General features: G+C 66.9%; 12 protein-coding genes. 4 read left to right on the top strand and 8 right to left on the bottom strand.

Annotated features, from left to right (window positions below; translation table 11 throughout):
• The first annotated feature begins 48 nt into the window (after positions 1-48).
• On the top strand, positions 49-1,491 hold the full coding sequence (locus ACNQR1_RS13100) for a neutral zinc metallopeptidase (RefSeq protein WP_418046589.1): 1,443 nt from the start codon (positions 49-51) through the stop codon (positions 1,489-1,491).
• A 4-nt stretch (positions 1,492-1,495) separates the two neighbouring features.
• On the opposite strand, the gene ACNQR1_RS13095 is transcribed toward ACNQR1_RS13100, so the two are convergent.
• The 3 genes from ACNQR1_RS13095 to ACNQR1_RS13085 all read right to left on the bottom strand — a co-directional run bounded on the left by ACNQR1_RS13095 (position 1,496) and on the right by ACNQR1_RS13085 (position 5,735).
• The gene (locus tag ACNQR1_RS13095) at positions 1,496-2,221 is read right to left on the bottom strand and encodes an MspA family porin (protein WP_418046587.1); all 726 of its coding nucleotides are present in this window, start codon (positions 2,219-2,221) and stop codon (positions 1,496-1,498) included.
• Between the two features lie 77 nt (positions 2,222-2,298).
• A complete protein-coding gene (locus tag ACNQR1_RS13090) occupies positions 2,299-3,078 on the bottom strand; it encodes a virginiamycin B lyase (protein ID WP_418050356.1) in 780 nt (259 codons plus the stop codon).
• A gap of 65 nt (positions 3,079-3,143) precedes the next feature.
• Entirely contained in the window at positions 3,144-5,735 is a 2,592-nt protein-coding gene (locus ACNQR1_RS13085; protein ID WP_418046585.1) for a glycosyltransferase family 1 protein, read from the bottom strand.
• Positions 5,736-5,933: 198 nt separating this feature from the next.
• Between ACNQR1_RS13085 and ACNQR1_RS13080 the strand changes: the two genes are divergently transcribed.
• Complete coding sequence (locus ACNQR1_RS13080) at positions 5,934-8,030, top strand: alpha-1,4-glucan--maltose-1-phosphate maltosyltransferase (RefSeq protein WP_418046583.1); 2,097 nt, start codon at positions 5,934-5,936, stop codon at positions 8,028-8,030.
• Between the two features lie 7 nt (positions 8,031-8,037).
• Positions 8,038-10,245: a 1,4-alpha-glucan branching protein GlgB gene (gene glgB / locus ACNQR1_RS13075; protein ID WP_418046581.1), complete on the top strand. Its 2,208-nt coding sequence runs from the start codon at positions 8,038-8,040 to the stop codon at positions 10,243-10,245.
• 4 nt (positions 10,246-10,249) lie between these two features.
• On the opposite strand, the gene ACNQR1_RS13070 is transcribed toward glgB, so the two are convergent.
• From ACNQR1_RS13070 to ACNQR1_RS13060, 3 genes are read right to left on the bottom strand one after another with little or no spacing between them, the layout of a single operon-like run.
• Entirely contained in the window at positions 10,250-11,161 is a 912-nt protein-coding gene (locus tag ACNQR1_RS13070; protein WP_418046579.1) for a tetratricopeptide repeat protein, read from the bottom strand.
• A 13-nt stretch (positions 11,162-11,174) separates the two neighbouring features.
• Positions 11,175-11,558, bottom strand: coding sequence for a DUF3817 domain-containing protein (locus ACNQR1_RS13065; RefSeq protein ID WP_418046577.1), 384 nt, complete (start codon positions 11,556-11,558; stop codon positions 11,175-11,177).
• A 60-nt stretch (positions 11,559-11,618) separates the two neighbouring features.
• Positions 11,619-12,809, bottom strand: coding sequence for an acetyl-CoA C-acetyltransferase (locus tag ACNQR1_RS13060; RefSeq protein WP_418046575.1), 1,191 nt, complete (start codon positions 12,807-12,809; stop codon positions 11,619-11,621).
• Positions 12,810-12,891: 82 nt separating this feature from the next.
• Between ACNQR1_RS13060 and mce the strand changes: the two genes are divergently transcribed.
• Positions 12,892-13,365, top strand: a complete 474-nt coding sequence (gene mce / locus ACNQR1_RS13055; RefSeq protein WP_418046573.1) for a methylmalonyl-CoA epimerase — start codon at positions 12,892-12,894, stop codon at positions 13,363-13,365.
• Between the two features lie 9 nt (positions 13,366-13,374).
• On the opposite strand, the gene ACNQR1_RS13050 is transcribed toward mce, so the two are convergent.
• Together ACNQR1_RS13050 and nucS are read right to left on the bottom strand one after the other, a co-directional pair.
• Positions 13,375-13,656: a hypothetical protein gene (locus ACNQR1_RS13050; protein WP_418046571.1), complete on the bottom strand. Its 282-nt coding sequence runs from the start codon at positions 13,654-13,656 to the stop codon at positions 13,375-13,377.
• The gene (gene nucS / locus ACNQR1_RS13045; RefSeq protein WP_418046569.1) at positions 13,656-14,342 is read right to left on the bottom strand and encodes an endonuclease NucS; all 687 of its coding nucleotides are present in this window, start codon (positions 14,340-14,342) and stop codon (positions 13,656-13,658) included. The genes ACNQR1_RS13050 and nucS overlap by 1 nt, the downstream gene beginning before the upstream one ends.
• Positions 14,343-14,348 lie beyond the last annotated feature (6 nt).

Here is a 14,348-nt window from a genome sequence, read left to right as displayed (position 1 = left end):
GCATACCCGCGGACAGCTGGCCGCCAGAGTGCACCGGAAGGCATCCATATGAGCCGACGCGCCCTGTTCGGCATCGCGTTCGCGGTGTGCACGGCGTTGCCGCTGGCCGCCTGTTCATCCCTGGTGGGTGGCACGGCAGTGTCGGTCTTCAGCGATCCCTTCTCGGTGGCCGGTATGCCCGCAACAGACGGGTCCAGCGGGCTGCGTCCCGATGCCGAGAAGCCCTCGCGCAAGGTCACCAACACCGACGGCGGCAAGATCGACAACCTCGCCGCCAGTGCCGTCAGTGACCTCGAAGAGTTCTGGTCGGGTGCCTATTCAGAGGCGTTCGACGGTGAGTTCCAGCCGGTCCGCGCGCTGATCTCCTGGGACGCCGAGAGTTTCGACGGAGAGTTCTGCGGGATGGAGACCTACGGACTGGTCAATGCCGCGTTCTGCAAACCGGATCGGACCATAGGCTGGGACCGGGGCGTGCTGATGCCCGGCCTGCGCCGGCAGAACGGCGACATGGGTGCCGTCATGGTGCTGGCCCACGAGTACGGCCACGCGATCCAGCAGCAGGCCGGGCTGATCGACCGCAAGACACCCACCCTGGTCGCCGAACAGCAGGCCGACTGCCTGGCGGGCACCTACATGCGATGGGTGGCCCAAGGCGATTCCCAGCGATTCGCGCTCAGCACCGCCGACGGGCTCAACAAGCTGCTCGCCGCCGTCATCGCGTTCCGGGATCCGCTGCTGACCGAGGCGCAGGCCCAGGTCGGGATCGACGAGCACGGCTCGGCGTTCGAACGGATCTCGGCCTTCCAGTTCGGGTTCACCGACGGCCCCGCGGCCTGTGCCGCGATCGACCTCAAGGAGATCAACCAACGGCGCGGTGACCTTCCCGTACTGCTGCCCGAGGACCAGAGCGGCGACCTGGACATCACGGAACGCTGGGTGCGTTCGATGATCGACGCGCTGAACACCATCTTCAGACCCGCCGATCCCCCGCAGTTGGACTTCCGGGCCGACGCCGCGGTGGACTGTCCGAGCGCACGGCCCAGCCCGCCGGCTTCCTACTGCCCTGACAGCAACACCATCGTGGTCGACCTGGCCGAACTGCAAGCGCTCGCAGCGCCTTCCGACGAGGTCGACGTCGGCGACCTGGCCGGCGGGGACAACACCGCCTTCTCCGTGCTGATCTCCCGCTACGCGCTGGCCCTGCAGCACGCCCGCGGTCTGGTGCTCGACAACGCCGAGGCCGCCCTGCGCACCGCCTGCCTGACCGGGGTGGCCACGGCCAGGATGATCAAACCCGTGAACCTGCCCAACGGCGACACCATTCTGCTGACGGCGGGTGACGTCGACGAGGCGGTATCGGGAATCCTCACCAACGGATTGGCAGCCAGCGACGTCAACGGCGAGTCGGTGCCGTCGGGCTTCGCCCGGATCGATGCCTTCCGGGTCGGCATCCTCGGAGACGAGGAACGCTGCCTCAAGCGGTTCGCCTGAGCGGTCAGACCACCTTCGTGGTGCCGTACCAGGCGAGCACCGCCTCGGACTCGTCGGTCGAGCGGGTCAGCACCGCATAGGACCGGATGAACGACTGCCCCACGCAGCCGTCGATCTTGACCCGGAAGTTGCTGATCATCACCCACGGGTCAGTGCCCTTGAACTCCTTCTTGGCCACCGGGATGAGGTTGATGATGCCGGGTTTGAGCCCGATCGTGATACCGCCGCCGATGTTCGCGCCGACCCCGGGCAGGATGCCCTCCGGCCAGGGCGAGACCACGTCGGTGCCCAGAACTCCGATGGACGAGTTGAGCCCGGCGGTGCCGGTCAGGGAGACGCCGTTGGAGGTACTCATGTCGATGCCGCAGCCGATCTGATAGCCGGCCTCCAGGGTGCCGCGCGGGTCATCGTGGTCGGGTCCGGACATCGCGCCGCGGTAAGTGCCACCGACCACGTATTCGCGCGAGGAAATCGCGGTGGTCAGCGGCGCCACCACGGCCTGCGTCTCGTCACCGGCCGACACCGTCAGGGTCCAGCCGTCGGGGGTCTTGAGGTTGGCCGGCGGGGTCGACTCGACCAGGTCGGCGGCGGCCGGTTCGCCCGGTGCGGGCACCACGTCGGCGACGACCTCGACTTCGGGTGCCACGACGGGATCGGCCCAGGCCGGAGCCACCGACGCCGCGCAGGCCAGGGAAACGGCAGTGAGCAGTCCGGCGGAGCGAATCAACACAGGCGGCCTCCCAGTACGGTTCCCCGCGGGAACAAGACTGCCTATGTACTTACCGGACCGTCAGCGCCCCTGCGCACTCAGGTGGGCATTTTCAGGACGAACCCACACTCCAGTGCCACCCAGCAGGCGCCGTCGGGACCGATCGCCAACCCGTGCGGTTCGCTGCCGGAGGGCAGGTCGATGGTCACCACATCCCCGTCGCCGCTGATTCGGGCGATCTGATCTGCACCCCACAGACTGACCCACACCCCGTCGGTCGGGTCGGCGACCACCGCATGCGGTTTGCCGGGCAGGTCCAACTCCTGGATCGCATCGTTGACCGGGATCCGGCCGATCTTGTCGGCACGGATCTCGGTAAACCACACGGCGTCATCATGAGTGGCCGCGATACCGACGGGACCCGCTGCGGCAGTGGGTAATTCGCGCACCTTGAGGGTTCCGTCGACAGTCAGCCGGCCCACCGCGCCGGTCTCGTTCAGTGTGAACCACAGCGCGTCGTCGGGCCCCTTGGTGATCATCGACGGCATCCCGCCGACCGTGGCCGCGGTGCTGATCTGACCATCGGTGCCGATCCTGCCGATCTCGCCCGACGACATCGTGGTGAACCACAATGCATCGTCGGGGCCGGCAGTGATCCCGAAAGGTGCGCTGCCCCCAGGTAATTCGAAGGAGCTCAACTCCCCCGCGGTGCTGATCCGGCCGATGCGGTCGTCGCCGGACCGGGTGAACCACAGTGCTCCGTCCGGTCCGGCAGCAATGATCGACGGGCGCGAACATTCTCCGACCGGGTACGTGCTGACCTCACCGGCGGGCGAGATCCGGGCGACGGCGCCACCATGCACCAGGGTCACCCACATCGCGCCGTCGCTTCCTGCGGCCAGCGCGTACGGTCCACCGTCGAGCTGAACTTTGAGCGCTCTACTCAAGCCAGCGCCACCAAGCCGAGCTCGTTGTCGGCGGTGAGCAGCCGATGGTGCGGCAACACCCGGACGGTGTAGCCCACCGGCCCGGCCACCGGCAGCGGTGTGCAGGTCGAGAACACCTCGGTACCGCCGTCGGCCGAACCGGTGTGCGCCATCGGCACGGTCACCGGATTCAGGATCACGTCCCCGGTGTCCACCCGGCCCAGCACGGCCTGCACCGTCACCTCGTCGGGACGCAGGCCCGCCAGTTGCACCGTGGCGGTCAGCGTCAGCTGTGACCCCAGCAGCGGGGTGTCAGGCAGGCCGTAGCTGTCCACATCCGTGATCTGGATCTTCGGCCAGGCCTCCTGCGCCCGCCGCCGGTAATCGGCCAGTTCCCGGGCCGCACCGAACGGCTCTCCCGACGTGGCCTCGACGGTCTGCCGCAGCGACTGCGCCGCAGGCAGGTAGTACTTCTCGGTGTAGTCCCGCACCATCCGCGAGGCCAGCACCTTCGGCCCGAGGACCTGCAGCGTGTGTCGCACCATCTCGACCCAGCGGGTGGGCACCCCGTGTTCGTCGCGCTCGTAGAACTTCGGTGTCACGGCGTGTTCGAGGAGGTCGTAGAGAGCCGCGGCCTCCAGGTCGTCGCGACGGGCCTCGTCATCCAATCCGTCGGCGGTCGGGATCTCCCAACCGTTCTCGCCGTCGTACCACTCGTCCCACCAGCCGTCCCTGATCGACAGGTTCAGCCCGCCGTTGAGCGCACTCTTCATCCCCGAGGTACCGCAAGCCTCCAACGGCCGCAGCGGGTTGTTGAGCCAGACATCGCAACCCCAGTACAGCAACCGGGCCATCGACATGTCGTAGTCCGGCAGGAACGCGATCCGGTGCCGCACGTCCGGCCGGTCGGCGAACCGCACGATCTGCTGGATGAGTGCCTTGCCACCGTCGTCGGCCGGGTGCGACTTCCCCGCAACGATCAACTGCACCGGCCGCTTCTCGTCGAGCAGCAGTTTCTCCAGCCGGTCCGGGTCACGCAGCATCAGCGTCAGCCGCTTGTACGTGGGCACCCGTCGGGCGAATCCGACGGTCAGCACCGAGGGATCGAAAGCCGTTGCGATCCAGCCCAGTTCAGCCTCGGACGCACCACGCTCCAGCCAGGAACGGCGCAGCCGGTCACGCACGTCGCCGATCAGCGTCTCGCGCAACTGGGAGCGGATCCACCACATGTGTGCCGGTTCGACCTCCTGCAGCCGCTCCCACACCGCCGGTTCGGCCGCCTCGGAGCCGATCAGCTCGCGTCCCAGTGCCAGCCACTGCGGGGCGGCCCAGGTCGGGGCATGGACACCGTTGGTGATCGAGCCGATCGGCACCTCGGCCCGGTCGAATCCCGGCCACAGGTCGTTGAACATGCCCCGGCTTACCCGGCCGTGCAACAACGACACCCCGTTGGCCCGCTGGGCGAGCCGCAGACCCATGTGCGCCATGTTGAACTTCGACGGATCGTCCTCGGCGCCGAACGCGACCACCCGCTCCAGCGGCACCCCGGGAAGCAGGCGACTGTCGGCCGGGCCACCGGGCGGGCTGCCGAAGTAACGCCTGATCATCTCGACCGGGAACCGGTCGATACCGGCTGGGACCGGAGTGTGGGTGGTGAACACCGTCGAGGACCGCACCACCGTCAGGGCGGTGTCGAAATCCAGCCCCGCCGCGACCAGTTCGCGGATCCGCTCGACCCCGAGGAAGCCGGCATGCCCCTCGTTCATGTGGAAAACCTCAGGGGCAGGGAGATTTTCGATCTCGGTGAAGGCGCGGATCGCACGCACGCCGCCGATACCGGCCAGGATCTCCTGCTTGATGCGGTGTTCCTGATCACCGCCGTACAGCCGGTCGGTGACCCCGCGCAGGTCGTGCTCGTTCTCCGGAACGTCGGAATCGAGCAGGAGCAGCGGAATCCGGCCCACCTGCGCGATCCAGACCCGGGCCCGCAGGTCACGGGCATCCGGCAAGGCCAACTCCACCAGCACCGGTGCGCCGGACTCGTCGGTGAGCAGTCGCAGCGGCAACCCCTGCGGGTCCAGCGACGGATAGGTCTCGTGCTGCCAGCCGTCGGCGGTCAGCGACTGCCGGAAGTATCCCGAGCGGTAGTACAGGCCCACCGCGATCAACGGCAGCCCGAGGTCCGAAGCGGATTTCAGGTGGTCACCGGCCAGGATGCCCAGGCCGCCCGAATAGTTGGGCAATACCTCGGCGACACCGAACTCCATCGAGAAGTACGCGATGCCCTTCGGCATCTCCACCCCGTCGGTGATCTGCTGCTGGTACCACAACGGGCGGCTCAGGTAGTTGTCCAGATCCGCCGCCAGCTCGTCGAGTCGGCCCAAAAACGATTCGTCACCGGCCAGTTCGTCGAGCCGCTGCGGGTTGACCGCCCCCAGCAGCGCCACCGGGTCGCCGTTGGTCTGCTCCCACAGGTCGGCGTCGATGACAGCAAACAGATCCTGGGTGGGCTTGTGCCACGACCAGCGCAGGTTGATCGACAGCCGTTCCAGCGCCGCCAACCGCTCGGGAAGGTGCGCGCGGACGGTGAACCTTCTGAGGGCTTTCACGCGATCCAACCTTACTGACAATTCCGGTTCGCGCAGCGGTGAGCGGTATCCGTTCAGACGGTGTTATCCGTACAGGGCGGCCGTCAGGTCGTGCTTAACACCCGCGAGATTGGGCAGCCCATTACGGTGGGTATCAGACGCGACAAGGCGAGTGAACACAGACAGCCGCTTGATCGAGACGACGTGAGGAGTGGATGGGTGGCCGGTCGTATCGGAATCGACGATGTCGCGCCTGTGGTGTTCGGCGGGCAGTTCCCGGCAAAAGCCGTCGTCGGCGAGGTGGTGCCGGTACGGGCCACGGTGTGGCGCGAAGGCCATGACGCGGTGGCAGCCACCCTGGTGGTGCGGTATCTCGGTACCGACTATCCGCGGCTGGCCACCGGCCCAGGGACGGCCGCATCACCGGTCCCGATCGACACCGTGTTGCCCACCAACGCTGATGTGCGTCCTTCACAGCGCATCAAGCCGCAGGCCCTGCCGATGTCCACCGGACACACACCTGACGTGTTCCACGGCCAGTTCACGCCCGACAGCGTCGGGCTGTGGACGTACCGGGTCGACGGTTGGGGCGACCCGCTGGCGACCTGGCGTCACGCTGTCGATGCCAAGTTGCGCGCCGGCCAGAGCGAGGCCGAGTTGTCCAACGACCTGTTGGTCGGGGCGCGCCTGCTCGAGCGCGCCGCGGCCGGGGTGCCCCGCAAATTACGCGATCCCTTGATCGAGGCGGCCGCGGCCCTGCGCGTCCCCGGCGATCCGTTCATTCGTGCCGGCGCGGCGCTGTCCGACGAGGTCACCGAACTGCTCGACCAGTACCCGCTGCGCGAGTTGATCACCCGCGGTGAGCAATACGGTGTCTGGGTGGACCGGCCGCTGGCCCGGTTCTCCTCCTGGTACGAGATGTTCCCGCGGTCAACGGGCGGCTGGGACAAAGCCGGGCATCCGGTTCACGGGACGTTCGCCACCGCGGCCGAGCAGTTGCCCCGGATCGCCCGGATGGGTTTCAACATCGTCTACCTGCCGCCCATCCACCCGATCGGCAAGGTGCACCGTAAGGGCCGCAACAACGCGGTGACCGCCGCACCGGACGACGTCGGGTCGCCGTGGGCGATCGGCAGCGACGAGGGCGGCCACGATGCCGTGCACCCCGCGCTGGGCACGATCGACGACTTCGATGCCTTCGTCGCCGCCGCCCGCAATCAGGGCGTCGAGGTGGCACTGGATCTGGCGCTGCAGTGCGCGCCCGATCATCCATGGGCCGCATCGCATCCGGAGTGGTTCACAGTCCTGCCGGACGGCACCATCGCCTACGCGGAGAACCCGCCCAAGAAGTACCAGGACATCTATCCGCTCAACTTCGACAACGATCCCGCCGGCCTCTACCACGAGGTGCTGCGCGTGGTGCGGTTCTGGATCTCTCACGGCATCAAGATTTTTCGTGTCGACAACCCGCACACCAAACCGCCGAACTTCTGGGTCTGGCTGATCGCCGAGGTGAAGAACGAGGATCCGGACGTACTGTTCCTGTCCGAGGCGTTCACCCGGCCCGCCCGGCTCTACGGGTTGGCCAAACGCGGTTTCACCCAGTCCTACACGTACTTCACCTGGCGCACCAACAAGTGGGAGCTCACCGAATTCGGCAACGAGATCACCGCGAATGCCGACAGCGCGCGGCCGAGCCTGTGGGTGAACACCCCCGACATCCTGCACGAGTCGCTGCAGCACGGGGGCCCGGGCATGTTCGCGATCCGCGCGGTGCTGGCCGCGACCATGAGTCCGTCGTGGGGCATGTATTCCGGATTCGAACTTTTCGAGCACCGGGCCGTGCGCGAGGGCAGCGAGGAGTATCTGGACTCCGAGAAGTACGAGCTGCGTCCCCGCGACTTCGGGGCCGCACTGGCCGAGGGCCGATCTCTCGAACCGTTCGTGACCCGCCTCAACGAGATCCGGCGCCTGCACCCGGCCCTGCGCCAGCTGCGTACCCTCACCTTCCACCACGCGGACAACGAGGCGCTGCTCGCCTACAGCAAGTTCGATCCGATCACCGGGGACACGGTGCTCGTGGTGGTGACGCTCAACCCGTTCGGCGCAGAAGAAGCCATGTTGTGGTTGAACATGGAAGCACTGGGTATGGAATCACATGACCGGTTCTGGGTACGCGACGAGATCACCGGCGAGGAATACCAATGGGGGCAGTCGAATTACGTCCGCATTGATCCCGCCAAGGCAGTGGCGCACGTGTTGAACATGCCGCTCGTACCCTATGAGCAACGACTGGGCTTGCTACGCAGGGAATGAGAACGAGATGACGAGAAGCAACCACCTCACCGACCTACATCTGCGACCGGACCCATCCGACATCCAGCGGCTGCTGATCGGTCAACACCACGATCCGCATTCGGTGCTCGGCGCCCACGAATACGGCGGCCGGACCGTGATCCGGACCTACCGGCCCCACGCCTCCAAGTCCGTGGCCGTGATCGGCGGTGACCGATTCCCCATGCAGCACATCGACTCCGGGCTGTTCGCGGTGTCGGTTCCGTTCACCAATCTGGCCGACTACCGCCTGGAAATCGGCTATCCCGGCGCTGACGACACGATCTTCACCCACACCACGGCGGACGCCTACCGCTTCCTTCCCACGCTCGGCGAACTCGACCTCCACCTGTTCGCCGAGGGACGCCACGAGCGCCTGTGGGAGATCCTCGGCGCGCACCCGCGCAGCTTCACCACCCCCGACGGCGTCGTGGAAGGTGTGTCATTCGCGGTGTGGGCGCCGAACGCCAAGGGCGTCAGCGTGATCGGTGACTTCAATCACTGGGACGGCAACGAGGCGCAGATGCGGGTGCTGGGCTCCTCAGGAGTCTGGGAGTTGTTCTGGCCCGGCTTCCCGGCCAACGGTCTTTACAAGTTCCGCGTCCACGGTGCCGGCGGGATCACCACCGACCGCGCCGACCCGATGGCGTTCGCCACCGAGGTACCGCCGCAGACCGCATCCCGGGTCACCACCAGTACCTACACCTGGAACGACGGCAAGTGGATGGCCCGGCGCACCGCGCAGAACCCGGTGTTCGAACCGATGAGCACCTACGAGGTGCACCTGATGTCGTGGCGCCCAGGGCTCAGCTACCGGCAGCTGGCCACCGAGCTGACCGAATACGTTGTGGAACAGGGCTTCACCCACGTCGAGTTGCTCCCGGTGGCCGAGCACCCGTTCGGTGGTTCCTGGGGCTACCAGGTGACCTCCTACTACGCGCCGACCTCCCGGCTCGGCACTCCTGACGATTTTCGGTTCCTGGTGGATTCGCTGCACCGTGCCGGGATCGGGGTGATCGTCGACTGGGTGCCTGCGCACTTCCCGAAAGATGCCTGGGCGCTCGGCCGTTTCGACGGCACCCCGCTCTACGAGCATTCCGACCCGCGCCGCGGCGAGCAGCTCGATTGGGGCACCTACGTTTTCGACTTCGGCCGGCCCGAGGTGCGTAACTTCCTGGTCGCCAACGCGTTGTACTGGCTGAAGGAATATCACGTCGACGGACTGCGCGTGGACGCCGTCGCCTCGATGCTCTATCTCGACTACTCCCGTCCCGAGGGCGGCTGGACGCCCAACATCCACGGCGGCCGGGAGAACCTGGAGGCGGTGCAGTTCCTCCAGGAGATGAACGCCACTGTGCACAAGGTGACACCGGGGATCGTCACCATCGCTGAGGAATCGACCTCCTGGCCCGGAGTCACCCGCCCGACGAACCTTGGCGGCCTTGGTTTCTCGATGAAGTGGAACATGGGCTGGATGAACGACACGCTCGACTACGTCAGCCATGACCCGGTGCACCGCAGCTATCACCATCACGAGATGACGTTCTCGATGCTGTACGCCTTCAGCGAGAACTACGTGCTGCCGATCAGCCATGACGAGGTCGTGCACGGCAAGGGCACACTGTGGGGCCGGATGCCCGGCGACGACCACGCCAAGGCCGCGGGCCTGCGCAGCCTGCTGGCCTATCAGTGGGCCCACCCGGGCAAGCAGCTGTTGTTCATGGGTCAGGAATTCGGCCAGCGGGCCGAGTGGTCGGAAGAGCGCGGGCTGGACTGGTTCCAACTCGACGAGCAGGGCTTCTCCGGCGGGGTGCTACGGTTGGTCCGTGATCTCAACGGGATCTACCGTCGCCACCCTGCGCTGTGGAGCCGTGACACCAGCCCCGAGGGCTATTCCTGGATCGACGCGAACGACTCGGCCAACAACGTGTTGAGCTTCCTGCGGTTCGGTGCCGATGGTTCGGTGCTGGCTTGCGTCGTCAACTTCGCCGGCAGTGAGCACAGCGAGTACCGGCTGGGCCTGCCGCACGCCGGTGCCTGGCAGGAGGTGCTCAACACCGACGCGACCATCTACAACGGGTCGGGCATCGGGAACTTGGGCGCGGTGCAGGCCACCGACGACCCGTGGCACGGACGTCCGGCGTCGGCGGTGATGGTGCTGCCGCCGCTGGCGATGCTGTGGTTCGAGCCCGTCTGACGCGCTAGTACAGCGCGTTGGCCAGATTGCGACGGCCCGCGACCACCTCGGGATCAGCCGGGTCGAACAGGTCGAACAACTCGATGAGCCGGGTCCGCACCGCGGTCCGGTCATCCCCTGCCGTGCGCTTGATCAGTGCGATCAGCCGATCGAAGGCCGCCGACACGTCCTGGGCCAGGATCTCGGCGTCGGCCGCGGCCAAGGCCGCCTCGATGTCGTCTGGAGCGGCGTCGGCGGCAGCCACGGCATCAGGGCGCTGTGCGCTGGCCCGCTGCAGGAATGCGATCTGCCGGACCGCGCCCTTGGCCTCGGCGTGGTTGGGCTGGGCGTCGAGAATCGCCTGGTAGGCAGCGGCTGCGGCGTCGAAGTCGCCTTCGTCCAGGTGAGCCCTGGCGGCGGCCAGCTCGGGATCGACCTGCTCCGGCTCATCGTCACCAGAACCGGATCCGGTCAGCTTGCCCGCGGTCGCCTCAAGCAGTGAATCGACCCAGCGGCGGAGTTCGTCCGCGGGCTGAGAGCCCTGGAAGCTGGCGATCGGCTGTCCTCCGGCGAGCGCGACCACGGTCGGCACGCCCTGGATGCCGAACATCTGCGCCACCCTGGGGGTGGTGTCGACGTTGACCAGTGCCAGTGACCACTTGCCGTTGTCGGCCGCAGCCAGACCCGCCAGGGTGTCCCCCAGCGCAGCGCTGGAATCACTGCGCGGCGACCACAGCAGCACCACCACCGGTACCTGGCCCGAGCGGACCAGCACCTCGGCTTCGAAGTTGGCTTCGTTGACCTCTGTGACGTTCGGGCCGCCGGCGGCACTGGGGCTGCCGCCAGCCGTACCGCCCGCCGCGGGACGCTGCTTGAGTGCCGAGAGGTCAACCGCGCCGGCCAGCGCCGGCCCGACGGAAGGTCGTGGACGAGTCACGCCACCAAGTCTGTCACGTCGTTTCGGGCACCGCGCCGCCCGGTTGCGACACCAGGGCCGAACCGTCGACCGGGGCGAGTCGGACGGTCCGATCAGCCCATATGACGAAGATCACGCTGCCCAGTGGCACGATGCTGGCCAGCAACGCCAGAATCCAGGTGCCCACGCCCCACTTGTGGGCGATACCGACCAGCACGGCGGCCACCACGAAGGCGACGAAAACGCCGCCGTGGATCGGCCCGAACACCTTCACACCGATCTCGGTGCGTGGGCTGCCCAGGTACTTGAAGTACATGCCGACCAGCAGGCCGGCCCAGCTCACCGCCTCAGCGAGGGCGATGAGCCGGAACCAGCCGGAAACCGTGCGCAGGTCGAACGAGCGTGTCATGGCCGCCATTGTGCCGGACCGGACGGCCAGCTACTACAGAGCGTCGTTTGAGCGACGGTTGATTTGCTGTCAGCGACGCAAGATCAGCGCATCACCCTGGCCACCGGCACCACACAACGCGGCCACCGCGTAGCCGGACCCCTTACGGGCCAGCTCCAGCGCAGCGTGCAGCGTGATGCGGGCACCGGACATCCCGATCGGGTGACCGATGGCGATCGCGCCGCCGTTGACATTCACCTTGGCCGGGTCGACACCCAGCTCCTTGGTCGACGCCAGCGACACCGCGGCGAACGCCTCGTTGATCTCGAGGATGTCCAGCTGGTCGACGCTGATGCCCTCACGCTCGACAGCCTTCTTGATCGCGTTGGCCGGCTGGCTCTGCAGCGTCGAGTCCGGACCGGCAACCACGCCGTGCGCACCGATCTCACACAGCCAGTCCAGGCCGAGCTCCTGCGCCTTGGCCTTGCTCATCACCACGACCGCGGCCGCGCCGTCGGAGATCTGCGACGACGAACCGGCGGTGATGGTGCCGTCCTTGCGGAAGGCCGGACGCAGACCACCCAGCGATTCGGCGGTCGTATTGGCCCGGATGCCCTCGTCCTCGGCGAACTCGATCGGGTCACCCTTGCGCTGCGGGATCGACACCGGCACCACCTCGTCGGCGTACACCCCGTCTTTCCACGCCGCGGCGGCCTTCTGGTGCGACTGGGCAGCGAACTCGTCCTGCTCGGCGCGGGTGAACTTGTCGACGTCGTTGCGCTGCTCGGTGAGCGCGCCCATCGGCTGGTCGGTGAACACGTCGTGCAGGCCGTCGTAGGCCAGGTGGTCGACCAGCGTCGCATCGCCGTACTTGTAACCCTCACGGCTCTTGGGCAGCAGGTGCGGGGCCTGGCTCATCGACTCCTGGCCACCGGCCACGACGACGTCGAACTCTCCGGCCCTGATCAGCTGGTCGGCCAGCGCGATCGCGTCGATGCCCGAGAGGCACATCTTGTTGATGGACAGGGCGGGCACATCCCAGCCGATTCCGGCGGCCACCGCGGACTGGCGAGCGGGCATCTGACCGGCGCCTGCGGTGAGCACCTGGCCCATGATCACGTAGTCGACCAGCGAAGCATCCACCTTCGCCTTCTCCAGGGCACCCCGGATCGCGATCGCGCCCAGGTCACTGCCGGAAAAATCCTTCAGCGAGCCCATCAATTTGCCGACCGGAGTACGCGCTCCAGCAACGATCACAGACGTGCGATTCTCCGCAGTCATTTCCTACCTCCAAAGCCATGTCCAAGAGCTGTGTGGGCGATCACACATACGCAAACCTTCAGGTTGAGGTTACCGTTACGTTATGACCGCCGATCAGGTTGATGCCCGTCCCGCACTTGCTTCCGCGCTGGTGACGGCAATCGATCACGTCGGTATCGCCGTCCCCGATCTGGATGCCGCCGCCAAGTGGTACCACGACAACCTCGGCATGATCGTCCTCCACGAGGAGATCAACGAGGAGCAGGGCGTGCGCGAGGCCATGCTCTCGGTGCGCGGCGCAGCCAAGGGCAGCGCCCAGATTCAGCTGCTTGCCCCGCTGGACGAGAAATCGACGATCGCCAAGTTCATCGATCGCAGCGGCCCCGGCCTGCAGCAGCTGGCCTACCGGACCAGCGACATCGATGCGCTGAGTGAGCGCCTGCGCAGCCAGGGAGTCCGGCTGCTCTACGAGGCGCCCCGCAAGGGCACGGCCAACTCGCGCATCAACTTCATCCACCCCAAGGACGCCGGCGGTGTGCTGATCGAGCTGGTCGAGCCTGCCTCCGACGAGCACTGATTCAGAGCACTAGGACCATTTTCTCGTCGGACCACGATTGGCCCGATTCGCCCAGCAGGCGGTGTGCCAATGCCTGCGGTCATCGACATCGCCGACATCGACCGGCAACACCACCACATCCGCGGTGGCCACCCGGATCTCGTGGTCGCAGCCGGGGCATCGATAGACCTTCACCGCACGTGAGGCGGTGACCACCCGCACCTCGTACTCGTAACCGTCGGGCCCCACCTCGACGCGGCGTGACGGCGGCAGCGGCGCGAACCGCCGATCCTCACGACGCCGACGGCGCATCAGAACAGCCGGTATTCGTCGCTGTCCATACCCCGCATCTGGTCATAATCCAAAGTCACACAACGGATTCCACGGTCCGTGGCCAGCGTTCGGGCCTGCGGTTTGATCTGCTGGGCGGCGAACACACCCGCCACCGGGGCCAGCACGGTATCGCGGTTGAGCAGGTCGAGATAGCGGGTCAGCTGTTCCACACCGTCGATCTCGCCGCGGCGCTTGATCTCCACGGCGACCGAGCGGCCCAGCTCGTCACGGCACATCAGATCCACCGGGCCGATGGCGGTCGGGTACTCACGGCGCACCAGTGTGTAGCCGGCGCCCAGCAGCTCGACGTGTTCGGCCAGCAGCACCTGCAGGTGCGCCTCCACGCCGTCTTTCACCAGTCCGGGATCGACGCCGAGTTCGTGGCTGGAGTCGTGCTCGACGTCTTCGACCGTGATGCGCAGCTGCTCACCGGCCTTGTTCTCGACCACCCAGACAACGGCGGACACCCCAGCTGTGCCTTCTGCGGCCTCCTCTTTGAGCCAGCACGGCGGACTCATCCAGTTCAGAGGCTTGTAGGCGCGATCGTCGGCATGGACGCTGACCGAACCGTCGGACTTGAACAACAACAGCCTGCGGGCCGATGGAAGGTGGGCGGTCAGCCGCCCGACGTAGTCGACGGTGCACTGGGCAATCACGAGGCGCACCCGATC

This window comes from Mycobacterium sp. 48b (assembly GCF_048282725.1).
GTDB lineage: Bacteria > Actinomycetota > Actinomycetes > Mycobacteriales > Mycobacteriaceae > Mycobacterium.
This window is presented reverse-complemented; position numbering and strand designations above follow the sequence as displayed.